Source organism: Brachybacterium paraconglomeratum (assembly GCF_003994255.1).
GTDB classification, from domain to species: Bacteria; Actinomycetota; Actinomycetes; order Actinomycetales; family Dermabacteraceae; genus Brachybacterium; species Brachybacterium conglomeratum.
Map to the genome: position 1 here is coordinate 15,529 of NZ_ML133856.1, position 24,062 is coordinate 39,590.

21 protein-coding genes and 1 tRNA gene are annotated in these 24,062 nt (G+C 73.4%); 10 read left to right on the forward strand and 12 right to left on the reverse strand.

Annotated features, from left to right (window positions below):
* The first annotated feature begins 18 nt into the window (after positions 1–18).
* The gene (locus tag DS079_RS10315) at positions 19–528 is read left to right on the forward strand and encodes a hypothetical protein (protein ID WP_010549510.1); all 510 of its coding nucleotides are present in this window, start codon (positions 19–21) and stop codon (positions 526–528) included.
* Here DS079_RS10315 and DS079_RS10320 read toward each other — a convergent pair.
* Positions 491–1,954: a phosphotransferase gene (locus tag DS079_RS10320; RefSeq protein WP_126987280.1), complete on the reverse strand. Its 1,464-nt coding sequence runs from the start codon at positions 1,952–1,954 to the stop codon at positions 491–493. The genes DS079_RS10315 and DS079_RS10320 overlap by 38 nt on opposite strands.
* Positions 1,955–2,042: 88 nt before the next feature.
* Between DS079_RS10320 and DS079_RS10325 the strand changes: the two genes are divergently transcribed.
* Positions 2,043–4,010 (forward strand): Ig-like domain-containing protein, encoded by a 1,968-nt coding sequence (locus DS079_RS10325; RefSeq protein ID WP_126987283.1) that lies wholly within the window; start codon positions 2,043–2,045, stop codon positions 4,008–4,010.
* A 25-nt stretch (positions 4,011–4,035) separates the two neighbouring features.
* On the opposite strand, the gene DS079_RS10330 is transcribed toward DS079_RS10325, so the two are convergent.
* The 6 genes from DS079_RS10330 to DS079_RS10355 form a co-directional block, all read right to left on the reverse strand.
* Entirely contained in the window at positions 4,036–4,653 is a 618-nt protein-coding gene (locus DS079_RS10330) for a LytR C-terminal domain-containing protein (RefSeq protein WP_126987286.1), read from the reverse strand.
* Between the two features lie 8 nt (positions 4,654–4,661).
* The gene (locus DS079_RS10335; RefSeq protein WP_126987289.1) at positions 4,662–6,074 is read right to left on the reverse strand and encodes a beta-N-acetylhexosaminidase; all 1,413 of its coding nucleotides are present in this window, start codon (positions 6,072–6,074) and stop codon (positions 4,662–4,664) included.
* A 202-nt stretch (positions 6,075–6,276) separates the two neighbouring features.
* On the reverse strand, positions 6,277–7,332 hold the full coding sequence (locus DS079_RS10340; protein WP_241237625.1) for a C40 family peptidase: 1,056 nt from the start codon (positions 7,330–7,332) through the stop codon (positions 6,277–6,279).
* Positions 7,333–8,010: 678 nt separating this feature from the next.
* Positions 8,011–8,084 (reverse strand) — tRNA-Pro (locus tag DS079_RS10345).
* Between the two features lie 55 nt (positions 8,085–8,139).
* Entirely contained in the window at positions 8,140–9,078 is a 939-nt protein-coding gene (locus tag DS079_RS10350; protein WP_010549516.1) for a metallophosphoesterase, read from the reverse strand.
* Position 9,079: 1 nt separating this feature from the next.
* Entirely contained in the window at positions 9,080–11,479 is a 2,400-nt protein-coding gene (locus tag DS079_RS10355) for a penicillin-binding protein (protein WP_126987295.1), read from the reverse strand.
* A 238-nt stretch (positions 11,480–11,717) separates the two neighbouring features.
* Between DS079_RS10355 and DS079_RS10360 the strand changes: the two genes are divergently transcribed.
* Genes DS079_RS10360 through DS079_RS10375 form a run of 4 tightly spaced genes read left to right on the forward strand, consistent with a single transcriptional unit; the run spans position 11,718 to position 13,571 of the window.
* Complete coding sequence (locus DS079_RS10360) at positions 11,718–12,020, forward strand: WhiB family transcriptional regulator (protein ID WP_010549518.1); 303 nt, start codon at positions 11,718–11,720, stop codon at positions 12,018–12,020.
* 36 nt (positions 12,021–12,056) lie between these two features.
* Positions 12,057–12,227 (forward strand): Sp36 family protein, encoded by a 171-nt coding sequence (locus tag DS079_RS10365; protein WP_126987298.1) that lies wholly within the window; start codon positions 12,057–12,059, stop codon positions 12,225–12,227.
* A 4-nt stretch (positions 12,228–12,231) separates the two neighbouring features.
* On the forward strand, positions 12,232–12,738 hold the full coding sequence (locus DS079_RS10370; RefSeq protein WP_062947400.1) for a RidA family protein: 507 nt from the start codon (positions 12,232–12,234) through the stop codon (positions 12,736–12,738).
* Between the two features lie 11 nt (positions 12,739–12,749).
* Positions 12,750–13,571, forward strand: coding sequence for an MBL fold metallo-hydrolase (locus tag DS079_RS10375; protein WP_126987301.1), 822 nt, complete (start codon positions 12,750–12,752; stop codon positions 13,569–13,571).
* A 162-nt stretch (positions 13,572–13,733) separates the two neighbouring features.
* Here the strand turns inward: DS079_RS10375 and DS079_RS10380 are convergent, their stop codons facing one another.
* Positions 13,734–14,411, reverse strand: a complete 678-nt coding sequence (locus DS079_RS10380; protein WP_010549522.1) for a Crp/Fnr family transcriptional regulator — start codon at positions 14,409–14,411, stop codon at positions 13,734–13,736.
* 156 nt (positions 14,412–14,567) lie between these two features.
* Here DS079_RS10380 and DS079_RS10385 point away from each other — a divergent pair, with 156 nt between their 5' ends.
* From DS079_RS10385 to DS079_RS10400, 4 genes are all read left to right on the forward strand, one after another.
* Positions 14,568–15,263 carry an endonuclease III domain-containing protein gene (locus DS079_RS10385; RefSeq protein WP_126987304.1) on the forward strand — a complete coding sequence of 232 codons (696 nt, stop codon included), beginning with the start codon at positions 14,568–14,570 and terminating at the stop codon, positions 15,261–15,263.
* A complete protein-coding gene (locus tag DS079_RS10390; RefSeq protein ID WP_126987307.1) occupies positions 15,260–15,958 on the forward strand; it encodes an NUDIX hydrolase in 699 nt (232 codons plus the stop codon). Before DS079_RS10385 ends, DS079_RS10390 begins: the two co-directional genes overlap by 4 nt.
* A 297-nt stretch (positions 15,959–16,255) precedes the next feature.
* Positions 16,256–16,642, forward strand: a complete 387-nt coding sequence (locus DS079_RS10395; RefSeq protein ID WP_053916106.1) for a cold-shock protein — start codon at positions 16,256–16,258, stop codon at positions 16,640–16,642.
* 1 nt (position 16,643) lies between these two features.
* Positions 16,644–17,858, forward strand: coding sequence for a DUF3027 domain-containing protein (locus tag DS079_RS10400; RefSeq protein WP_126987310.1), 1,215 nt, complete (start codon positions 16,644–16,646; stop codon positions 17,856–17,858).
* 238 nt (positions 17,859–18,096) lie between these two features.
* Here the strand turns inward: DS079_RS10400 and DS079_RS10405 are convergent, their stop codons facing one another.
* The 4 genes from DS079_RS10405 to topA all read right to left on the reverse strand — a co-directional run bounded on the left by DS079_RS10405 (position 18,097) and on the right by topA (position 24,059).
* Positions 18,097–19,275 carry a DNA polymerase III subunit delta' gene (locus tag DS079_RS10405; protein ID WP_126987313.1) on the reverse strand — a complete coding sequence of 393 codons (1,179 nt, stop codon included), beginning with the start codon at positions 19,273–19,275 and terminating at the stop codon, positions 18,097–18,099.
* Positions 19,272–20,063, reverse strand: a complete 792-nt coding sequence (tmk, locus tag DS079_RS10410; protein WP_010549528.1) for a dTMP kinase — start codon at positions 20,061–20,063, stop codon at positions 19,272–19,274. The genes DS079_RS10405 and tmk overlap by 4 nt, the downstream gene beginning before the upstream one ends.
* Complete coding sequence (locus DS079_RS10415) at positions 20,060–21,133, reverse strand: Gfo/Idh/MocA family protein (protein WP_126987316.1); 1,074 nt, start codon at positions 21,131–21,133, stop codon at positions 20,060–20,062. The genes tmk and DS079_RS10415 overlap by 4 nt, the downstream gene beginning before the upstream one ends.
* Before the next feature lie 223 nt (positions 21,134–21,356).
* The gene (gene topA / locus DS079_RS10420) at positions 21,357–24,059 is read right to left on the reverse strand and encodes a type I DNA topoisomerase (RefSeq protein ID WP_126987319.1); all 2,703 of its coding nucleotides are present in this window, start codon (positions 24,057–24,059) and stop codon (positions 21,357–21,359) included.
* Between the last annotated feature and the right edge of the window lie 3 nt (positions 24,060–24,062).

Sequence of the window (24,062 nt, forward strand, 5' to 3'; positions counted from 1 at the left end):
CGGGAGAGGCGGTCGAGGATGTCAGCGCTCCCCCGAGGGACCGAGGACGAGATCCAGGGCCAGGACGCCACCCATGCGCGGATCCGCTCCCTGCTTGAGGACGTGACCGCCGTGCTCCTCGAGCAGCAGCCCGGGCTGATCGCCTTCCGCGACCACCGCCCCGAGCGCGACCGCTCCTCGGGCGGCTCGTGGCACGGGCTGCAGACGCTCTGCCACGTCAGCGCCCTCCTCGCGGCCGACGGGACGCCCGATCCCGATCAGGCGGCGAGCGCGAGGCTGCTCGAGGCGGTCGAGCGCCGCGCCGCGGCCCACGGCCTCACCCGCCGCTCCGCCGAGGAGGCGAACGGGATCCTCGATGCGACCTGGGGCGGGGCCGACGGCGATCTGCTCGAGGTGATCGTCGGCGTGCGCGTCGCGGTGCGGGCCATCAGCGCCCCGTTCCTGCCGGGCTCCCTCACGCCGATCACCACCACCAGCCCGGTCTCGGCGCTCAGCCCGCCGACCCCGCCCCCGCGCCTCGTGCGCTGATCCGCTCGAGCGCGGCGAGCGGGATCGGCAGCCAGTCGGGGCGCTGACGGGACTCGTACAGCGCCTCGTACACCGCCTTGTCGGCCTCGAAGGCGGCGAGCACCGCGGGTGCGGGCGTCCCGGCCTCCGCCGCCCAGCCCTCGAGGAAGGCGGCGCGGGCGTCGGCCGCCCAGGAGCCCGCGTCGACCCCGTGCTCGAGGGCGACGGCGCCGGCGGCGTAGTCGAGGCTGCGCAGCATCCCGGCGACGTCCCGCAGCGGGGAGTCGGGCAGGGCGCGCTCGGCGAGCGGCCGCAGCGGCTCGCCCTCGAAGTCCAGCAGCACCCAGCCGCGCTCGGGCGAGGCGAGCACCTGTCCGAGGTGCAGGTCCCCGTGGATGCGCTGCATCGCAGGCCACGTCTGGCCCGCGGCCGTGTCCAGCAGGGCGGCGAGACGCTCCCGGTGCGCGGCGACCTGCTCCACCTCCGCGGCGACCTGTGCGAGACGCCTGTGCATCTGCGCGAGCACGGCCCGGACCGCGCCCTCGTCAGCCGCGACCGTGCCGAGCGCGGCGGCGAGATCGCGGTGCACCTCGGCGAGGGTCGTGCCGAGCGCCCGGGCGGGGGCGGTGAAGTCCTCGCCGGCGCGCGCGAGCCGCAGCGCGACCCGCCAGGCGTCCTCGACCTGCGGCAGGAACTCCTGGGCGACGAGGGCGTGGGTGCGCATCGCGCCGGTGCGCACGGTTGCGGCGCCGACGACGGCGGGCACGTGGGCGGAGCCCTGCGCGGTGAGCGCGCCCTGCAGCACCGCATCGGGGTTCTCCCCGTCCTGCAGCACCCGGAGCAGCTTCACGATCAGCGGGGAGGTGCCCTCCGTCTCGATGATCAGGGAGGTGTTGGACTGCTCCCCGGCCAGCACTCGGCTGCGCATCGCTCGGCCCAGCGGCAACGGGGAGCCGGGGCGGGTGCGGTGGGAGGCCAGGGACAGCCCGGGGCCGGCGGCGCCGTCGCCGGAGACGAGGGTCGCGACCAGGGCGGCGCGCCCGTCGGCGTCCCGGGTCGCGTCGTCCACCCGCAGCGGACCGCCGGAGACCGCGAGCACCCCGATCTCGGCGCCCTCCTCGGGGGCGGGGGCGCCCTCGGGACGGCGCAGCACGAGCGGGATCTGGTAGAGGGCGTCCGGCTCCCGGGGCCCGGTCGGCCCGGTGCCGGCGCCGCCGCTGTCCCCGAGATGCACCGCGGCCACGAGCAGGACCGTCGCATGATCCGGGGCGATCCGAAGGGGTGCCCACCCGGCGACCTCCACCTGCGGTGCGCCGGCGCCCTTGTGCGCGTACCAGCGCTGGTTCGGCATCCAGGCGGCGAGCTGCGCGGCGGCGAGGTCGAGCACCTCCTCGAGCGGTGGCAGGAGGGTCATGTCCAGCAGGGCGGTGGAGCGCGCATCGGCCATGAGGTCACTCTACGGTCGAGGGGACCGGGAGGGAGGGGCAGGGCCGCCTCCCCAGGGCCTGCGCCGCGGCCGTTGCTAGGCTGGGCCGGTGCTCGAGCCCCCGCCCCGTCCTCCGCGCGCGCGTGGGCCACGGCCGCTGACCCGCGCGGCGGCGCTCCTGGCCTCCGCCGCGCTCGCGGTCTCGCTCGCGCCCGCCGCGTCGGCGCTCGGGGAGGACGGCCCCTTCGAGTTCCCCGCCCAGACGCAGACCCTCTCGGTGATCCCCGGGCCCGGGACGGTCACGCGGATCCCGCTGCGCGCGCTGGTCACCGACGATGTCGAGGACCAGGTCGACCTGCACTCCGCACGCCTCGCCGTGCCCGAGGATCTCGACGACTCGGTCCGCTCGACGATGGAGCTGGGAGAGGACTCGCTCAGCATCGCGGTCGCCGGGGAGGGGACCTGGACGCTGCTGGGCCAGGAGCTGGTGTTCACCCCGCTTCTCGGGGTGCAGGGTCCCAGCACCCCGATCGCCCTGACCATCGGGAGCCTCCACGACAGCCGTTCCCTGCCCGTGGTGCTGACGCCCGAGCTGCTCGACCTCGAGCAGCTCGACGCGCACGGCTCCGCAGGGGAGGCCACGACGGTGGGGCTGCCCGGCGACCTGCCCGAGGACGGGGCCGTGCGGCTCGATCTCGCGGACCTCCCGGCCGGCTCGACCGTCGGCCTCGACGGCAGCCGTGCGACCGTCCCCGACCAGGGCACCTGGCAGCTCTCGAGCGATCGTCGCAGCCTCACCCACACCCCCGCGGGCCCCGACCTCGGCCGTCAGCTCAACCCGGTCCTCTACGTGGTCGAGGACGAGGAGGGCGCCGTCGTGCGGGCCGGGAAGGTCACGCTCACCATCCCGATCATCTCCGATCTCGACCGCTCCGCGCCCTTCGGCGAGGACATCGTGTTCGTGGTGGGGGAGGGGCAGCAGAACGTTGACCCGACCACGCTGCGCCTGGAGCCCCTCGGCGACCAGGGGGCCTACGAGGCCTCCGCCGACGGCACCCGCGTGACCGAGCGGGACGTGGGCGTGTGGACGCTGGACCGCGCCACGGCCACGGTCCGCTTCGCCCCGGAGAGCGACGAGGTGCGCGTGGTCGCGCCGATGGGCATCACCGGCGGGGACGGCGAGGGCGCGACGGCCGCGACCGCGCTGCTGAGCACCGCCTATCCCGTGCTCTTCTCCCGCCAGCAGGCGGCCCTGCCCGGCACGGAGATCGTCTTCGACCTCAGCACCGGCATCCGCGACGTGCGCTCGGACTCGCTGCGCTTCGACGCCGCCGAAGCCCCCGAGGGGGCCGAGGTCTCGGCCGACGGGACGGCGCTGACGGTCCCCGACCAGGGCACCTGGCGGATCGACCTCGAGTCCCGCACCGTCACCCTGACCCCGCAGGAGGGCTTCGAGGGCACGGCCGATCCGGTGGCGATCACCGCCCGTGGCGTCTACGCCGACAACCCCGTCAGCGCCTCGCTCACGGCGATCTACTCGCCGATCGTCGCGACCCTGCGTGACGACGAGGCGCGCACCGCACCGGGAAGCCCGGTCTCCGTGGACGTGCTCGGCAACGACACCGCCGGCAGCGGCTCGCAGCCCCTCGAGCCGGCCACGGTGGAGATCAGCGCCCTGGAGGCGACCAACCTCGCCGACCTCCGCGACGGGCGCGGCAAGCGCCTCGTGATCCCGGGGGAGGGGGAGTTCACCGTCAGCGGCAACGGCGCGGTGACCTTCACCCCGGAGGAGGGCTTCTCGGGGCGCACCTCCACGATCACCTACCACGTGGTCGACAGCACCGGCATCCCGGCGAGGGCGAGCCTCGCGGTCGACGTCGACCCGGGCCTGGCCGACGCCGGCGACTCGGGCCCCGAGGTGTCCGGCATCAACAGCGTGCTGGCCGGGCTGATGCCCTCCTCGCCCAGCACCGCTCTGGTCTTCGGCACGATCGTGATGCTGCTGCTCTTCGGCGGCGCGATCTCGCTGTGGACCGGGACGCGGAGCGAGGTCGATCGTCGGGACTGGGAGGACTGACCCGGGGGTCGCTCGTGGGACGGGCTCAGCAGCCCTCGGGAGCGGCGACGGGCGCCTCCAGCGCATCTGCGGCCGCGGGCGCTGGCGCGAGCACCGTGAAGCCGTCGCCGAGCAGCAGATCCACGGCGGTGCCTTCCTTCGCCTCGTCGAGCTTCAGCACGGGCTCGACGTCGGCCGTGGCGAGCTGTGCGCGCACGGACTGGGCCGCGAGATAGCCGGCCGGCCCGTGGACGATCGTGGCGGGGCCGCTCGCGCTGCGTGTGTTGCCCGGCTCGCCGGTCTCGTAGCCGCGCCCTGCGAGCTCGTGCGCGACCTCGCCGGCGAGTCCGCTGCGGGTGGTCCCGTTCAGCACGGTGACCGTCACCTCGGCGGGCGGCAGCGGCACGGCGCCCTCGTCGGGGCACTCCACGGCGACCGGGTCCGGCCCGAACTCCTTCGGTGCGATCATCCCGGGCTCCTCGACCGGCTCGCGCAGCTCGCCCACCGCGTACACGCCCACGGCGATCAGCGCCACGGCGAGCACCGAGAAGAACGCGAGCTGCGTCGCACGGAGCCGGCGCGTGCGACGCAGCCGCGTGTCACGACGGCGTACGTCGTCGGCCGAGCGGCCGTAGGGGTGCGCGTCGCGGTGGGAGGTGGGCATCGCAGGTGTCAGTCGTCGAGCGGGCGGTACCGGATCCCGAAGGCGTCCAGGCGCGGCAGGTGGGCGCGCAGGCGCTCCTGGAACTCGTCCCAGCCCTGCTCGGGTGAGCCCCAGGCCCGCTCGGCGAAGGCGCACAGGCGCGGGAAGGCCATGTACTGGACGGCGCCGGCGTCGGGCAGGTACTCGGTCCACAGCTGCGCCTGCAGGCCCATCACCAGACGCTCCTGGTCCGCGCTCGTCTTCTTGGGCAGCAGACGACCGGTGTACACGTCCTCGAGCGTGGTCCTCCCGCCGATGGCGAGCGGCTCGTCGGCCGGGTCCGCCTGGTAGTGGTCGAAGTAGAGCAGGTCGGAGGTCGCCACGATCGTCTGGAAGCCGCGCGAGGTGGCCTCCCCGACGCCCGCGGGCCCGCGCCAGTTCATGATCACGGTGTCGTCGGGCAGATGAGTCTCCAGGACCTCGTCCCAGGCGATCGCGCGCTTGCCCTGCTCGGCGAGCACCTCGGAGGCGAAGGTCGTGAAGCGTCCCTGGATCTCCGAGACACGGGTCAGGCCCCACTCGTTCATGCGGGCACGGGCCTGGGAGGAGCGCTCCCACTCGCCGGTGGGGCACTCGTCGCCGCCGATGTGCACGTAGGGGGCGGGGAAGATGCCGGCGACCTGCGTGAGCACGTCGCGCAGGAAGTCGAACACCTGGTCCGAGACGCCGAGCACGTGGTCGGAGATCCCCCACACCTCGCGCACGCCCACCTGCTGCTCGGGGAAGTTCCCCAGCTCCGGATAGGCGGCGACGGCGGCCTGCATGTGCCCGGGCAGGTCGATCTCGGGGACGATCATGATCCCGCGGCGCCGCGCGTACTCGACGAGGCCCTTGAGCTCCTCCTGGCTGTAGGAGCCGCCGTGGCGCACGCCGTCGAAGGTCCAGGACTCCGCGTCCCCGCTCATATGGCCGACGAGCGTCTGCTCCCGCCACGCGCCGACCTCGGTCAGGCGCGGGTAGCCCTTGATCTCCACGCGCCATCCCTGGTCGTCGGTGAGATGGAGGTGCAGGACGTTCAGGCGGTGCAGGGCCATCCCGTCCAGGAGGGTCTCGATCTCCTCGACCGGGAGGAAGTGGCGCGAGACGTCCAGGTGCATGCCGCGCCAGGCGTGCTTCGGGCTGTCCGCGATGGTCACGCACGGGATCGACCCGTCGGCCCCGGTGACGATCTGGGCGAAGGTGTTGCGCCCGTCGGCCAGGGCCGCCTCGCTGCCGGCGCTCAGCGCCGCGCCCTGCGGGGAGATGGAGAGGGCGTACTCGGTCGCGGGCAGGTCCTCGCTGAGGCCGACGGAGAGACCCTCCCACGGGTCGGTCGTCTCCCACGTGCCCTCCGACCACACGACGGATCGGGGCAGCGGGACGAGGGCGATGGGGTCGGGCATCCGGATCTCCTGAGGGACGTGGGAGTTCGTGACCCGACCAGTCTGCCCCGTGGAACACATCCCGCGGCATGCACCGGCCCGGACGCGGCGGAGCCCGGTCGGCGAGGCCGACCGGGCTCCTCCACCATGTCGCCCTGCTCCTTCCCGGTGACGCTCTCGCGTCGAGCAGGCCGTCATGGTCCTCTACGCGACCCCTGCCGACTCAGCGGTAGGTGACGAACACGTGCGGGGCGTTCCAGATGGTGCGCTCGACGACCTGCTGGCGCGAGCCGGAGGCGTCGATGATGCCGTTGCCGCCGGTGTAGATCCCCATGTGGCCGTAGTCGTTGCCGGTGAAGGCCACGAGGTCGCCGGGCTTGGCCTGCGACTTGGGGATGATCCGCCCGCCGAAGGTGTAGCCCTTGGCGGTCTTGCGCGGCATGTTCATGCCGGCCTGGTTGTACGCGTGGTACACGAGGCCGGAGCAGTCCAGGCCGGAGGAGGGCGTGGAGCCGCCCCACTTGTAGCGGACCCCGAGCTGGGCGCGGGCCGCGGAGACGATGGCGCTGCCGTTGACCGTGGTGCCCGAGCTCGCGCCGGTGCCGCCCGAGGGGATCGACACGCCGCTGTACAGGGCGTTCCAGGTCTTCGGACCGACCACGCCGTCCACGCCGATGCCGGCGGCGGACTGCAGGGAGCGGACGGCCGATCCGGTGGCGGCGCCGAAGACGCCGTCGACCTTGAGATTGGCACCGCGGGCGTTGAGCCCGCTCTGCAGGGTCGACACGGCGCTGCCGCGGCTGCCGTGACGCAGCTTCGGCTGCGAGGAGGACGAGCCGGCCGCGGGAGCGGAGGACGAGCCGCCGGTCAGGGCGTTCCAGGTCTTCGGACCGACCACGCCGTCCACGCCGATGCCGGCCGCGGACTGACGGTTCTTGACGGCCCGCAGGGTCGCGGAGCCGAACACGCCGTCGACCTTCAGGTTCGCGCCGTGGGCGTTCAGACGCTGCTGGAGGTAGGAGACGGCGCTGCCGCGGGAGCCGAGCCGCAGCTTCACCGAGGTGTACTGCGTGCTGGCGGGAGCGACGGCGGACGCGGCCGCGGGGATCGCGGCGGCGGTCCCGGCGGACGGCGCGGCGGAGGCGGCGGGGGCCGCGGGCGCCTGTGCGGTGGCGGAGGCACCGCCGGCGAGGGCGGCGGTCGCGGAGACGGCGCCGATCACGGCGGCCCCTCCCACGCCCTTGCCGACCGGGGCGGCGAGCCCTCGGTAGTCGATCACGGCACGACCGGGAGCCCGGTGCGTGGCGCGTGGAGCGGTGCGGAACATCGGTGGCGATCACTTTCTCCGTCGCCTCGCAGTCGATGCACAGCGGACCCGTGGGGGAGTCCGCGGAGCCTGCGCCCGTCACCCAGGGAAGCGGAGGAAGGAACCGGGCCGGTGACGGGGAGGCGGCAGCCCGGTGGGAGCCGCCTCGGAAAGGCGGCGCCGCAGGTCACTGTAGGGGTGAGGACATGTATGACCACAGGTGGATTTGCTGTCGGGCGTGCACTTCTTTGCGAAGATTTTGCGAATCGCGCCCGAAATGCCGCGTGTTCCATCCGGGAAATGAATTCCACCGTGATAACTACTCCATTGTCATTCACGTCGACAGAATGTCCGGTATGTCCAAATAGAGTGATGTCGCAGGTCGACCCGTCGGTCACCGAGAGTCGGGGCGATATGCCCGAACAGTCCGATATGGGTCGTGAGGGGTCCGGGAGTGTCCTGACGGTCGTCGAAAGAAAGCGCGATCGACCCGACCGAGAATGGTCATTTGGCGATAAAGTAACAACTCGAGGGTGGTGTGCGGAGCGGGATCATCGTCGTCGTCGATCCCGCGGGCGGCCGGCGGTCGGACCGCCGGCCGACGCAGAAGGGGAGTCGTGAGATCGATGGATCTCGCGACTCCCCAGAGGGTCGGGGTGACAGGATTTGAACCTGCGACCTTGCCGTCCCGAACGGCACGCGCTACCAAGCTGCGCCACACCCCGGTGGAACCCGCTCGAGCGGGTCACCGAGGAGAAACTCTAGCAGGCTCCCGGCCGGTCAGCCGACGTCCGAGGGCCTCCGGGCCCGCAACGTGAGCAAGGTCGCCTCCGGCGGGGTCAGCAGACGGTAGTTCGAGTACGGGCTCGCGCCCATCCCCGCGCTCACGTTCATCGGCACGCCCTGCCAGTCGGAGAGGCCGCGGGCCTGCTGCCGGGGCAGGTCGCAGTTCGTGACCAGCGCGCCGATGCCGGGAAGGCGGAGCTGGCCGCCGTGGGTGTGCCCGGCGAGGATCAGCTCCGCGCCGTCGGCGACGAAGGCGTCGAGCACGCGGCGGTAGGGGGCGTGCGCGACGCCCACCTGGAGCACGTTGCCGTGCTCGGGCGTGCGCGGCGCCGGAGAGGGTGGGGCGGGCATCCGGTCGCGCTCGAGATGGGGGTCGTCGACCCCGGCCAGACGCACCTCCAGGCCGCCGAGCTCGATCGTGGCACGGGTGTTGGTCAGGTCCTTCCAGCCGTGCTCCGAGAGGCGTGCGGCGAGCTCCGCGGTGGGCAGCGTCGGCTCCCGGGGCTCGGTGAGCCCGGCGGGCCGCGGATCCGGCAGCAGATACCTGGCGGGGTTCTTCGGCATCGGCGCGAACATGTCGTTCGAGCCCATCACGAAGGCGCCGGGCCGGCGCAGCAGGGGCTCGATCGCCTCGGCGAGGGCCGGGACCGCGGCCGCGGAGGCGATGTTGTCGCCCGTGTCGATCACCAGGTGCGGGCGCAGGCTCTCGAGGTGCTCGAGGAAGGCGAGCTTGCGGTGCTGCTCCGGCAGCAGGTGGATGTCGCTGATGTGCAGCACCCGTCGCGTGCGCGCGCCCGGCGGCAGGATCCGCAGCTCGGCCTCGCGCAGCGTGTACCGATGGATCTCGACATGGCGGGCCCAGACGTGGGCGGCCCCGGCGAGCCCGAGCCCGAGCCCGCCGAGCGCACCGGCGGCCGCGAGCGCGGGCCTCACCTCACTCCTCACCGGAGGACTCGCGGATCACGACGGGACGGCCCTCGGGCAGCTCGGTGCCCGCCGGCGGGTCGGTGTCGATCGCATGGCCGGCACCGATCTCGCCGTGCGGCGCCTGCTCGATCCGCACGGAGTAGCCGGCCGCCTCGAGCGCGGCGCGGGCCTGCTCGATCGGCATGCCGCCGACGTCGGGCACCTTCCCCTTCTCGACCGCGTCGCCCGCGGCGCTGTCCGTCGGGGCGGGGGCGGCGGGGAAGGGCTCGCCGGGGAGCCCCTCGTGCACCCGGGTCATGTACTCCTGCCAGGTGGGCAGGGAGACCGTGTTGCCCCAGACGCTGCCGCTGCGGAGCATCTCCCCGTCGACGTCGAAGCCGCCGGGACGGATGTTCGACTGCGGGTGGCCGAACCACACCGCGGTGGACATCTGGCGGGTGAAGCCGACGTACCAGGTGTGGAACTGCGAGCCGGAGGTGCCGGTCTTGCCGCCCGCGGCGTGGCCGGGGATCGTCTTGCCCTTGCCGGTCGCGCGCGGGTCCTCGAGGTCCTGCTGGAGCACCCAGGCCATCGTGTCGGCGACCTCCTTCTCGACCGCCTGGTGGCACTGGGCGCCGGAGATCTCCATCGCCTCGCCGTTGCGGTCGACGACCTCGGTGATCGCCTGGGGCGAGCAGAAGGTGCCGCCCGAGGCGTAGGTCGCGTAGGCCGAGGCCATGTCCAGCGCCGAGATCCGCAGCTCGCCGAGGACCGCCACGGAGGGTGCCAGCTCGGTGCCGTACAGGTCCTCGATCGGCATGTCCCAGGTGGCGGGGTCGTAGGGGTTGTAGGTCGCGGGGACCACGCCGATGTCGCGCGCCGTCTCCGCGATGCCGCACAGGTCGAGCTGGCGGGCCATGTTCGCGTACGAGGTGTTGATCGAGAACTTCGTCGAGTTCAGCACCGTCTCCATCGGCGCGATCGGCACGGAGACCGCGTTGTCCGGGTTGTAGCCGGGGTTCTCGCGCCAGGCGCCGCGCGGCAGGCACTCCGCCGGGAAGCTCGACATCGACTCGCGCGTGGTGCTCACCCGGTCGTCGATGCTCCGCCCGCTCTCGAGCCAGTTCTGCAGCACGAAGGGTTTGAAGGTCGAGCCGACGGGGAAGCCGCTGCCGCCGCCGAGGGCCTGCGGCACGTTGTAGTTGATCGCGGTCTCGCCGGGCTGGGAGTCCTCGTGCGGGTTGAAGGTGCGGTTCTCCGCCATCGTGAGGATCTTGCCGGTGCCCGGCTCGACGGTGACGATCGAGTGGCCGAAGCCGTGCTGGGAGTCGCCGGGGACCTTGCGCTGGAGGATGTCCACCGCTGCGGCCTGCGTGTTCGGGTCCAGCGTGGTCCTGATCGTGAGCCCGCCGCCGTAGAGCAGCTTGCGCCGCTCCTCGTAGGTGGGGGCGAAGTTCGGGTCGTTGAGCAGGGAGCGCGTGACGTAGTCGCAGAAGAACCCGCTCGTGCCCGCGTCGGCGCAGCCGGCCCGCACGTTCTGGATCTGCAGCATCTCCTCGACGGGCTGGGAGGTGTACTGCTCGTACTCCTCCTCGGTCACGAAGCCCTCGCGCTTCATGTCCGCGAGCACCTCGTTGCGGCGCTTCTCGCCCGCCTCGGGATGGGCGACCGGGTCGTACTGGTTCGGGCCGTTGGTGATGCCGGCCAGGAGCGCGGCCTCGCCGGGGTTGAGGTCCTTCGCGCTCTTGGAGAAGTAGTGGCGCGAGCCCGTCTCGACGCCGTACTGGGAGGGGCCGAACTGCGCCACGTTCAGGTAGGCGTTGAGGATCTCGTCCTTGCTCCACCGCTTCTCGAGCGAGATCGCGAGCTTCGCCTCGCGCAGCTTGCGGCCGTAGCTCTGCTCGGTCGCGGCGAGCTGATCCTCCTGGTCGCCGCGCTGCACGGCGTCCATGAGCAGCGCGTTCTTCACGTACTGCTGGGTGAGCGTCGAGCCGCCCTGCGTCGCGCCGCCCGCGGCGTTCGAGGCGAAGGCGCGGACCAGGCCCTTGGGGTCCACGCCGCCGTGCTCGTAGAAGCGGCGGTCCTCGACCGCGATCACCGCGTTCTGCATGTGGGGCGAGATCTCCTCGATCGGCACCATGATGCGGTTCTCGGTGTAGAAGGTCGCCAGCAGCGACCCGTCGGCCGCCTCGATGCGGCTCGCCTCGTTCAGCGGTTCGACCTCGAGCTCGCTGGGGTAGGACTCGAAGAGGTCCACCCCGTCCTCGGCGACGGCCGAGGTCGCCGAGACCGCGGGGAGGAAGAACGCCGCGAGCAGGACGCCGGCGAGGGCCGAGACGGCGAGGAGCCCCAGCAGCAGGTAGACGGTCTGCGCCAGGGCGACGGGCAGGGAGCGTCCCGAGCTGGACGCGGGCGAGGTGCGGGCCATGGAACTACAGTACGGCGACCCTCCCCGGAGCGGCCATCAGGCAGGCCGCGCGCGCGGAATCTTCACGAAGCCGATGCCGCGCCGTGACCTGCCCCGGCGCGACGGGCTCATGTGCGCGTTAGCACGGGCTCCGGCCGCCGTCATGGAGCATCGCGCGTTTTGCCATGTGGCGACCGTCTCCATACAGTGGGGCGAGGAACGGATCAAGGTCGATCCGGAAGACGGAAGGGGATGGAGAATGACCATCGGGGGAAGCGCCTTCACCGGCGACAGCAGCTGGGCCGCCCGCGGCGCCTGCGTGACGATGGATCCCGACGGGTTCTTCGTGCAGGGCGCGGAGCAGCACGCCGTCAAGGCGGCCTGCGGAGCGTGCCCGGTGCGCACCGAGTGCCTGGCCGACGCGCTCGACAACCGCGTCGACTTCGGCGTCTGGGGCGGGATGACCGAGCGGGAGCGGCGACGTCTGCTGCGCCGCCACCCGCACGTCAGCGACTGGTCCGCGCTGCTGCGGCGTGCCGAGCAGCAGGCCGTCGGCGGCTGACCTCCTCGGACCGGGCTCCCCGGGTAGGCTCGTCCCATGAGCACACTCACCCGCTGGGAGTACCTGACCGTCCCGCTGCTGATCCACGCGACCAAGCAGATCCTGGACAACTACGGCGACGAGGGCTGGGAGCTGGTCCAGGTCGTGCCGGGGCCGAACCCGGAGAACCTGGTCGCCTACCTCAAGCGCCCCCGGGTCGAGGGCTGAGCCGATGACCGACGCCGTCCCGGCGCGCAGCCCCCGCACCCGCGCCCGCCTCGCCGAGCTCGGGCACGCCCTGCCCGAGGTCGCGGCCCCGGTGGCCGCCTACGTGCCGGCCGTCCGGACCGGCTCCCACGTCCACACCTCCGGGCAGCTGCCCTTCGTGGACGGGGCGCTGCCGCGCACCGGCAAGGTCGGCGCCGAGGTCACGGCCGAGCAGGCCGCCGAGCTCGCCGCGACCTGCTGCCTGAACGCCCTCGCCGCCGTGGAGGCGCTCGTGGGCGACCTCGACCAGGTGGTCAGGATCGTGAAGGTGACCGGCTTCGTCGCCTCCGACCCCTCGTTCACGGGCCAGCCCGCCGTGATCAACGGCGCGAGCACCCTGCTCGGCGAGGTCTTCGGCGAGGCCGGGAGCCATGCCCGCTCCGCCGTGGGCGTGGCCGTGCTGCCCCTGGACGCCCCGGTCGAGCTCGAGCTCGTCGTCGAGCTCTCCGCGTCTCTCGCCCCCACCGCCTGAGCGGGGTCGCGATGGACGAGCATCTCGGGCAGCGGGCTCCCGATGCCCCGGCGGTCGAGCTGATCGTGGTGCGGGCCGACAACCCCGGCCCCATGACGCTCAGCGGCACCAACAGCCACGTGCTGCGCGACGAGGGCCAGGTGTGGGTGGTCGATCCCGGCCCGAAGGACCCCGAGCACCTCGCCGAGCTGCTGCTGACCTGCGGCGACGACGCCCGACCGGAGGGTGTGCTGGTCACCCACCGGCACGCGGACCACGCTGCGGGCGCCGCGACCCTCGCCCGGCAGCTCACCGCCCGCAGCGGCCGGGAGGTGCCGCTGTGGGCGGCCGATCAGTCCGCCGTGCCCGGTTCGCGTCCGTTGCCCGCGACGCTGATCGGCGACAACGGGACCGTCGGACATGTCATCCACCTGCCCGGGCACACCTCCGACTCCGTCGGCGTGCTCGTGGAGGGTGGACGGGTGCTGACCGGAGACACGCTCCTGGGCGGCTCCTCGACGGTGATCGTGCCCGAGCACGGCGGCTCGCTCACCGAGTACCTGCAGTCCCTCGCGATCCTCCACGCCCTCGCCGAGGACGGCCGGATCAGCGCGTTCTTCCCGGGCCACGGCCCGTCCGTCGACTCCCCGCTGGAGGTGCTCGCCGTCCTCGAGGAGACGATCGCGCACCGCGAGGAGCGGATCGATCAGGTGCGGCGCGCCCGCACCGCCGGGGTGCTCACCCTCGACCGGCTGCTGCGCGTGGTCTACGGCCCGGACCTGCCCGAGCAGCTGCAGGACGCGGCCCGCTGGAACCTCCGCGCCACCCTCGACCACCTCGCCCAGGAGCGCTGACCCCGCGCTGCGGCGCTGCGCCGTGACTCCCCCGCGGCTGCGGGCTCCGGGCGCGGCGCTATTGCTCCGGGCGGACGAACGGCCCTCCTCCCCGTGCGGGGAGGAGGGCCGTTCGTCCGCGGGCGGAGCGTCGGGCGTCTGCACGCGACGCCCGGGCCCGCCTCAGCGGGCGCGGCGGCGCAGGCGCTCCACGTCGGCGATGAGGACGGCGCGGGCCTCGAGCCGGATCCAGCCGCGGGAGGCGAAGTCGGCCAGAGCCTTGTTCACCGTCTCGCGGGAGGCGCCGACCAGCTGGGCCAGCTCCTCCTGGGTCAGGCCGTGGGCGACCATCACGCCGTCGTCGGTCTGACGCCCGAAGCGCTGGGCGAGGTCGAGCACGTTCTTCGCCACGCGACCGGGCACATCGGCGAAGACCAGGTCCGCGAGGGACTCGTTGGTCTTGCGCAGACGGCGCGCGAGCGAGGCGAGCAGGTGGCGGCCCACCTCCGGACGCTGCGCGAGGACGCGGTACAGGTCCTGCTGCGAGAGGGAGTACAGGGTCGACTCGGCAACGACCGTGGCCGTCGCGTTGCGCGGCGCGGGATCGAAGAGGGAGAGCTCGCCGAGGGTCTCGCCCGGGCCGAGCACCGCGAGCAGGTTCTCGCGGCCGTCGCCCGAGGCGTGGCCGACCTTCACCTTGCCGGAGCCGATGATGAAGAGCCGGTCGCCCGGATCGCCCTCACGGAAGATGATGGCGCTGCGGTGGTAGTCCTCCTGCTTCATCGACGCCAGGACCGCCTGCTTGCCGTCCTCGTCGAGCGCGGCGAACAGCGGCGACGACCGTACGATGTTCTCGTCCACGGAACCTCCTGGATGTGGGGTCCCGATCTTCCGGGACCGTGCTGTGCAACCTGTGGCGGTCGCCACGTTCAGCGGTGGCGGCTGTCACATGATGGTCAAACACTATCGCGCTCGCGGCGTCATGGCCCATCACCGAGGAAGGGAGACGTCTCCGGCATGTCGAGCAGGTCGTCCCGCCGCCCCGCCGCGGCCGCCTCCGGGGCCCCCGCCGACGCGGGTCTCGTCGCGGCCCGGCTCGAGCGCCTCCACGTCGGTGCGCGCACCGAGCTCGACCACCGCGACGCCTTCGAACTCCTGGTCGCGACGGTGCTCTCCGCGCAGACGACCGACGTGCGCGTCAACCAGGTCACCCCCGGACTGTTCTCCCGCTGGCCCGGTCCGGCCGCTCTCGCCGAGGCCGACGAGGACGCGGTCACCGAGCAGGTGCGCCCGCTCGGAATGGGCGCGACCCGGGCGCGTCGGATCATCGGCCTCTCCCGTGCGCTGCTCGTGGACCACGACGGGGAGGTGCCCGACGACCAGGCCGCGCTCGAGCGGCTGCCGGGCGTCGGCCGGAAGACCGCGCACGTGGTGCGCGGGGCCTGGTTCGGCCGCTCCCTGCTCGCCGTGGACACGCACGTGGGACGGCTCTCGCGCCGGCTCGGCTGGACGACGGCCACCGACCCGCGAGCGGTCGAGGAGGACGTCGTGGCGCGGGTGGAGGCCGACGGCACGGGCGCCGACGCCGAGGACCTCACGATGCTCGGGCTGCGCCTGATCCTCCACGGCCGCCGCGTCTGCACGGCGCGGGCGCCCCGCTGCGGGGAGTGCGTCCTGGCCGACCTCTGCCCGAGCGCGGGGGAGGCGCCATGAGCACGGCCCTCCCGTCGGCCGAGGGGCTCCCCGGCGGGGCCGGCTTCCTCGCCCCGCTCGCCGAGCGGGCCCGGCGCGGGGACGTGCTCGTGGACCGTCGGGACGGGCGCGGCTCCCCTCCGATGCCGACCGACGGCGGGCGGCGCAGCGCCGTGCTCATCCACGTCGCCGGCACGGATCTGGCCGGTGCCCGGCTCGTCCTCGAGGAGCGCGGCCACCGCCTGCGCTCCCAGCCCGGCCAGTTCTCCCTGCCCGGAGGCAAGCGCGACCCCGGCGACCGCGACGACGTGCACACCGCCCTGCGGGAGGCGGAGGAGGAGACGGGGCTGGACCCCGCCGACGCGCACGTGCTCGGCGCCTTCGCCCCGATCCCGATGCCCTGGCGCGGTCAGCTCGTGATCCCGGTGCTGAGCTGGTCCGCCGAGGTCCCGCCGCTCGGGGTGCAGGACCCGATCGAGGTCGAGCGCCTGGTGTGGGCGCCGCTGACCGGGAGCGACTCCCTCGACGACGCCGCGCTGCGCCGACGCGGCCGGCTGAACGGGCACGACGTCGGCCCCGTGTTCGAGCTGCCCGAGGACGCCTTCGTCTGGGGCTTCACGGCGATGATCCTCGAGCAGGTCCTCGCCGGGCTCGGCCTCGACCCCGTCCCGGCTGACGCCCCGACCCGCGAGATCCCGCCCGAGCGTCGCCGCTGAGCGGGGGACCGTGCCGTCCCGTCGAGCAGGGTGCTGCGCTGCGCCGTCGACCTGTCGGGTCCTGCCCGCGCCGTCGACCTGTCGGGTCCTGCCCGCGCCGTCCTGTCGGCGCCTGCGGTGGCCGTCGTCACCTCGCAGGAACCCGCTCGCCGCTGCCGGCCCGCTCGCGATAGCATGGAGTGTTGCCGGACCCGCTCCGGCAGCCTCCCGGGTGGAGGCGGCCGGCACGCCGGTCCGCACGCGCCCGGGATCCGAGAATCGCCCCACGACGACCACCAGATGAGGAATGGGATCCAGGTGCCACGAGGCAAGGTGAAGTTCTACGACGCCGAGAAGGGCTTCGGCTTCATCCTCGACGACGAGGACGGTCAGAGCGTGTACGTGCACGCCACCACCCTGCCCGAGGGGGTCACGACCCTCCGCCCCGGCGCCCGCGTCGAGTTCGACATGGTCGACGGCCGCCGCGGCCCGCAGGTGCTCTCCCTGCAGCTGCTCGAGCCCGCGCCGTCGGTCGCCCGCGCCCGCCGCCAGAAGCCCGAGGACCTCGCCGTCATGGTCGAGGACCTGATCCGGCTCCTCGACGACGCAGGCACCGGGCTGCGCCACGGCCGCTACCCCGATCGCGGCCATTCCCAGAAGATCGCCACCGTGCTGCGAGCCGTCGCCGACAACTTCGAGGCCTGAGATGACGTCCCCGACCACCGCCCCCCGCCGTCCCCGCACCGCACGTCCCAAGCTCGACGCTGTCGCCGCGGCCGCCGTCGAGCTCGCCCGCGAGGCGCTCGAGGACGTCACCGAGCCCGGACAGGTCGGTGAGCACCTCCGCGTCGAGGCGACGGGGGAGCGGCTGGTCACGCACGTCTTCGAGTGCACCATGCCCGGCTACCGCGGCTGGTCCTGGGTGGTCGTGCTGGCCCGCGCCTCCCGCGCGAAGGCCGCGACCGTCGCCGAGACCGCGCTGCTGCCGGGCGAGGACGCGATCCTCGCCCCCGCCTGGGAGCCGTGGTCCGAGCGGCTGAAGCCCGAGGACGTCGGCGCCGACGACCTGCTGCCCTACCGGGAGCAGGACGAGCGGCTCGAGCAGGGCTACGAGGCCACCGGCGACGAGGACGAGGACCGCGTCGCCCTCTGGGAGCTGGGACTCGGCCGCCCCCGCGTGCTCTCGCAGGAGGGCCGCGGCGAGGCCGCCGAGCGCTGGCAGGCCGGCGAGTTCGGCCCCCGCCAGACCTCCTCCCGCGGCCGCAAGGGCACGGTCCCCGCGAGCTGCACCAGCTGCGGCTTCCTGATGAAGCTCTCCGGCTCCCTGCGCTCCGAGTTCGGCGTGTGCACCAACGAGTGGTCCCCGGCCGACGGCCGCGTGGTCCACCTCGGCTACGGCTGCGGTGCCCACTCCGAGACCGGGCAGGACGACGGCGAGCCCGAGATCCCCCGCGGCGCGGGTGTGATCGTCGACGAGCTCGATGTCGAGGTCGTCGACGACGACAAGGCGGCGGCGGACGCGAACGCACCGGCCGACGGCGCCGCGGCCGAGGATGCCGCTCAGACCGAGGGCCCGGATGCCGGGAACTCCGGCGCTGACGCTGAGGCTGAGACTCAGGCCGAGGGTGCTGCTCGGGTCGAGGGCTCGGACGCCGAGAGCAGCTCCGCCCCGGCGGACGTCGCGCTCGTCGAGCCGGCAGCTGAGCCCGCCCCGTCCGCGGACGCGTCGACGCCCGCTGAGCCCGCTCCGGTCCAGGAGCCGGAGCAGGCGACGACCGCGCAGGACATCGCCGGGACGGAGCCGGCGGCCGACGCCGAGCCCGCGCCGGCCGAGCCGGAGCAGGCTGCGCAGGAGCAGGTCCCGACGGAGCACCCGGCCCTTTCCTTCGACATCCCCGAGGCGGATTCTCCCGAGGACTGATCCTCCGCGTCGGCCCCGCGGACCGACGCCCTGCATGTCATGTGCGCCCCTGTTCCAGAACCGGAACAGGGGCGCTCATGACTTCGCGGTAACCCCCTGAACCGGAGCAGGTGCGCCGGACCAGGGCGGGGCCGCGCGGGGCAGGGGCGCCGGGCCGAGGCGGGGGAGGTCGGGACCGGGCCGGGCGTGGGACGTGCTCCGGGCGCGCGGGGCGGATCCGGCCCGGTGCCCGGCGGGGTCAGCGCTGGGAGACGGCGATCCGGGAGAGCAGCGCCTCGACCGCGAGCAGCGGCGGCACGTTCCCCGCGATCCGCTGACGGGCCTCCTGCACGGCCTCGAGCAGAGCGAGGGTGGAGCGGCCCGTGCCGTGCGCGGCGGCCTGCTCGATCTCGCCCGTCACGTCGACGTTCACCAGCTCCGACCCGGTGGCCAGCTGACGGCTCAGCACGTCGCGCAGCACCGAGTGGGCGTCCAGCAGGTACCGGTCCAGCACGTCACGGACCAGACGGGTCTGGCGCCGCTTGGCGTCCTCCTCGAGCTGGCGCATCTGGGAGCGGAGCGAGGGCGGCACCCTCCCGTCGTCGATGCCGGCCGAGCGCAGGAAGCGCTCCTTCTCCTCGAGCGCGACCTGGTCCGCGTGCTCCTTCGCCTCGGCGGTGGCCCGCTCGACGAGGGCCTGGGCGGCGAGCACGGCGCCGCCGGCGGTGCGCAGGGCCAGCAGCGTGCGCGCCGACTCCACCCGCGCGCCGAGCGCCCCCTCCTGCGTCGCATAGCGCAGCGCGAGGCCGATGTGGCCCTGGGCGGCGCGCGCCGCACGCAGTGCCAGCTGGTCCTCGATCCCGTCGCGGCGGCGCAGCAGCTCCGCGACCACGTCGGAGTCCGGGACCGTGAGCGTCACCAGGCGGCAGCGGGAGCGGATCGTGGGGGCGAGGTCCTCCGCCGAGGGGGCGCACAGCATCCACACCGTCGACGGCGGCGGCTCCTCGATCGACTTCAGCAGCACGTTGAAGGTGCCCGCGGTCATGCGGTCCGCGTCCTCGACGATCAGCACCCGGTGTCGGCCGGTGGCGGGGGCGCGCTGCGCGGTCATCACCAGCGAGCGCACCTCCTCCTTCGCGATGGAGAGCTTGTCGGTGGCGACGACGGTGACATCGGGATGCGTCCCCGCGAGGGTGGTGCGGCAGGCCGGGCACTGCCCGCAGCCGGTGCCCTGCTCGCACTGCAGGGTCGCGGCGAAGGCCCGGGCCGCGGTGGAGCGGCCGGAGCCGGGCGGACCCGTGATCAGCCAGGCCTGGGCGAGGGACCCCTCGGGGGAGGCGGCGCGGCGGAACTGCGCGACCGCCGCGTCCTGGCCCACGACGTCGGCCCACACCCCGGGCGCGTGCGGGGTCCCGGCTGCCTGCGCGGCCGCGGTCACTGCTCGTCCCTGTGCCGGGGCGGGGGCACCGGCTCGAAGGTCGGGTCGAACAGGCTCAGCACCTCGGCGACGGAGGCGAGCACCTCCGCGTGGACCTCCTCGCGCGGGCGGGTCCCGTCGATCACGGCGTAGCGCTCGGGATCCGCGCGGGCGAGCTCGAGGAACTCCTCGCGCACCGCCTCGTGGAACTCCAGGCCCGCGCTCTCCAGGCGGTCCTTTCCGGCGGGTCCGCGCCGCTCGTCCAGGGCGCTGGTGGGCACGTCGAGCAGGATCGTGCGATGGGGCAGCAGCCCGTCGACCGCCCACAGCGACAGCCCCGCGATCTCCTCCGGCGAGAGCTCGCGCCCGGCGCCCTGGTAGGCGACGGAGGAGTCGAGATACCGGTCCCCGAGCACGAGCCCGCCGCGGGCCAGGTGGGGGCGGACGACGGTCGCGATGTGGTGGGCGCGATCCGCCGCGTACAGGAGCGCCTCCGCGCGGGGCTCGACGTGCTCCCCGTGCAGCAGCAGCTCGCGGATGCTCTCGCCGAGCGGCGTGCCGCCCGGCTCCCGGGTGGTGAGGATGAGGTCCTCGGCGACGGAGCGCTCGGTGACCAGGTGGTCCCGCAGCATCCTCATCTGGGTGGACTTCCCGGCGCCGTCCCCTCCCTCGAAGGAGATGAACACGCCGCGGCGGGGCGGGTGGGTCGCGGGGATGCGCAGGGAGGTGCTGTGCAGCGCCGGTGCGTGCCGTGCCGCGGCCTGCAGGGCGTCCTCGTGCGGCGCGGGAGCGGGCTCGGTGCGGCTCATGCGCCCTCCTCCCCGGGGTAGACGACGCCGAGCGCGGCGCGGACGGCGTCCATCGTCTCCATCACCGACAGGGTGTCGGCCCAGCTCATCAGCGGGGACTCGAGCTCGCCGGCGGTGATCCGCCGGGCGGCCTCCGCGATCTCGTAGGCCATCCCGTCGCCGGGCGCGCCAGGATGCTCGAAGGACGCGGAACGGCCGTCGAGCAGCTCGATGGTGAGCGTGCCCGGGGCGTAGAACGGACCGGTCAGACGGGCCGTGCCCGCGGTGCCCGCGACGACCGCCTCGGCCGGGGTGCGGGTGCGCAGCGTGGTGCCGAGCCGTGCGAACCCGCCGCGCGCGCCCTGGGCGAGCAGGCCGAGCGTCGCGTCGACGCCGGTGGGGGTCAGCTCCCCCCGGACGACGGGGTCCTCGAGATCGCCGAGCACCATCTGTGCGAAGGAGATCGGGTAGACGCCGAGGTCCAGCAGCGCCCCGCCGCCGAGCTCGGGGGCGTTCATGCGGTGGGAGGGGTCGGTGGGCATGGCCTGGCCGTGATCGGCCGCGACCTCGAGGATCTCGCCGAGCAGGCCGGCCTCGATCACGCCGCGCAGCAGGTCGTACTGGGGCAGGAAGCGCGCCCACATCGCCTCCATCGCGAACACGCCCCGCTCCCGGGCGAGGTCGAGCAGGTCGCGGGCCTGCGGGGTGTTCAGGGTGAACGCCTTCTCCACCAGCACCGGCACGCCTGCCTCGAGCACCGGGCGGGCCAGCTCGTGGTGCTGGGCGTGCGGGGAGGCGATGTACACCGCGTCGATGCCGCCCGCGGCGAGCATGCCCTCGACGCTGTCGAAGGAGCGCTCGATGCCGTGCTCGGCCGCGAAGGCCGCGGCCCGCTCGGCGGAGCGGGAGACGACCGAGACGATGCGCGAGGCCGTCGCCCGATGGGCGGTGTCGGTGAACTGGCCGGCGATGTGGCCGGGGGAGACCACGCCCCAGCGCAGACCCGGCGCCGAGGCTGGATCGGGGACGGAGGGCTCGGGCAGGACCAGCGTGGGCGGGGCGGCGCCGCGGGTCTCGTCGGTCTGGCTCATGGCTCCAATCTACCGAGCGTCCCCGACACCACGGGCGTGCCGAGGACGTCTGTGGACGGGGTTGCGCCGATGGCTGAATCGGCGCTGTCCGGTCCGACCGCGCCGGCGGTCATGCCGCGCACCAGGGGCGCCGCAGGGCCAGGAGCACCGACGTCGGGTCCACCCGCGGCAGCGGCCCCGCTCGAGGGAGCGGGGCCGCTGCGGCGTGCGGGGCGCGGGCGCCTCACTTCTTCGCGGAGGTGCTCTTCTTCCGCGTGGTCGTGGTGCGGCGGGCGGCGGGCTTCTTCGCCGGTCCCTTGGCCCGCTTCTCCGCGAGCTTCTCGATCGCGACCTGCTCCGTGATCTCCTCGACCTTCTCCGTCGCTCGCAGCGACACGTTGGTGGTGCCGTCGGTGATGTACGGGCCGAAGCGGCCGTCCTTGATGACGATCGGCTTCTCCGAGGTCGGGTCCGTGCCGAGCTCCTTGAGCGGGGGCTTCGCCGCGGCGCGGCCGCGGGTCTTCGGCTGGGCGTAGATCTTCTCGGCCTCCTCGAGGGTGATCGTGAAGATCTGCTCCTCCGTCTCCAGCGAGCGGGAGTCGGTGCCCTTCTTCATGTACGGGCCGTATCGGCCGTTCTGGGCGGTGATCTCGGTGCCGTCCGCGGCGGTGCCGACCACGCGCGGCAGGCTCAGCAGCTTCAGCGCGTCCTCGAGCGTGACGGTCGAGAGGTCCATCGACTTCAGCAGCGAGCCGGTGCGGGGCTTCGGCTGCTTCGACTTGGGGACCTTCTTGCCGTCGGTGCTCTCGGGCTCCGGCAGCACCTCGGTGACGTAGGGGCCGTAGCGGCCGTCCTTGGCGATGATCTCGTGGCCGGTCTCGGGGTCGGTGCCGAGCACGCGGCCGTCGTCCTTGGCGCGCTCGAGCATCTCCTTCGCCTTCTCGACGGTGAGCTCATCGGGCGCGACCTCGTCGGAGACGTTCGCGCGCCGCGGGTCCGCGCCCTCGACGACGTTCCCGTCCTCGTCGGTCGGGTACTGCTCGACGTAGGCGCCGTAGCGGCCCACACGCAGGGTGATCCCCTCGCCGATGTCGATCGAGTTGATGGCGCGGGCGTCGATCTCGCCGAGGTCGTCGACCATGGGCTTCAACCCGATGGGGGCATCGCCCGAGCCGTCCGAGAGGTAGAAGTCGCGCAGGTAGTCCGCGCGTCCCAGCTCGCCGCGGGCCATGCGGTCCAGCTGCGCCTCCATCTGAGCGGTGAAGTCGTAGTCGATGAACGGCCCGAAGTGCTCCTCCAGCAGGCGCACCACCGCGAAGGCGGTCCAGCTCGGCACCAGCGCGGTGCCGCGGCGCAGCACGTAGCCGCGGTCCTGGATCGTCGCGACGGTGGAGGCGTAGGTCGAGGGGCGGCCGATGCCGCGGTCCTCGAGCGCGCGGACCAGCGAGGCCTCGGTGTACCGCGGGGGCGGGGTGGTCGTGTGGCCGTCGGGGACCAGCTCGCGGGTGGGGAGGGTCTGGCCCTCCTCCATCTGCGGCAGGCGCTTGTCGTCACCCTTGTCGTCGTCGCCATAGCGGGAGGCGTCGCGCCCCTCCTCGTAGGCGGCGAGGAAGCCGCGGAAGGTGATCACGGTGCCGGCGGCGCGGAAGGTCGCGCTGCGGCCCTCGTTCTCGACTTTCAGCTCGACGGTGGAGGTGGTGCCCTTCGCATCGGCCATCTGCGAGGCGACGGTGCGCTTCCAGATCAGCTCGTAGAGGCGGAACTCGTCGCCGGAGAGCTGCCCCGCGACGTCCGCCGGGGTGCGGAAGTGGTCGCCGGCGGGGCGGATCGCCTCGTGCGCCTCCTGCGCGGACTGCGACTTGTTCGTGTAGACGCGGGGCTTGTCCGGCACGAACTGGGAGCCGTAGAGCTCGGCGGCCTGGGCGCGGGAGGCGCGGATCGCCTCGCCCGAGAGCGTCACCGAGTCGGTGCGCATGTAGGTGATGTAGCCGTTCTCGTACAGCGACTGCGCCACGCGCATGGCCTGGCGCGCGCCGAGGCGCAGCTTGCGGCTGGCCTCCTGCTGCAGCGAGGAGGTGGTGAAGGGGGCGGCGGGCCGGCGCGTGTACGGCTTGGACTCCAGCGAGGTCACGGTCGCCGGGGTGGAGTCGAGCACCTGCACGAGCTCGCGGGCGGAGGCCTCGGTGAGGATCGTCGCGCTCTTCGAGCGGGGCTTGAGGGTGCCGTCGTCGGCGAAGTCGCTGCCGGTGGCGACGCGGGCGCCGTCGACCGTCTGGACCTTCGCGGTGAACTGCTCGGCGTCGGGGCCGAAGGTGCCGGTCACGTCCCAGTAGTCGGAGGCGACGAAGGCCATCCGCTCCCGCTCCCGCTCGACCACGAGGCGGGTCGCGACGGACTGCACGCGCCCGGCCGACAGCGACGGCTTGATCTTGCGCCACAGCACGGGGGAGAGCTCGAAGCCGACCAGGCGGTCCAGGATGCGGCGGGTCTCCTGCGCGTCGACCAGGTGCGCGTCGAGGTCGCGGGTGTTCTCCAGCGCTCCCTGGATCGCGTCCTTGGTGATCTCGTGGAACACCATGCGCTTGACGGGCGTGGACTTCTTGGGCTTAAGGGTCTCCAGCAGGTGCCAGGCGATCGCCTCGCCCTCGCGGTCCTCATCGGTGGCGAGGTAGAGGGTGTCGGCGTCCTTGAGTGACTTCTTCAGCTCCGCGACGGTCTTCTTCTTGTCGGGGCTGACGATGTAGTACGGGTCGAAGCCGCCCTCGACGTCGACGCCGAACTTCCCGTACGGCCCCTTCTTCATCTCGGCGGGCAGGTCTCGGGGCACGGGGATGTCGCGGATGTGGCCCACCGACGCCTTGACGTCGTACTCATCGCCCAGATACCGGGCGATGGTCCGTGCCTTCGCCGGGGACTCGACGATCACCAGATGCCGTCCGCCTGTCACGTC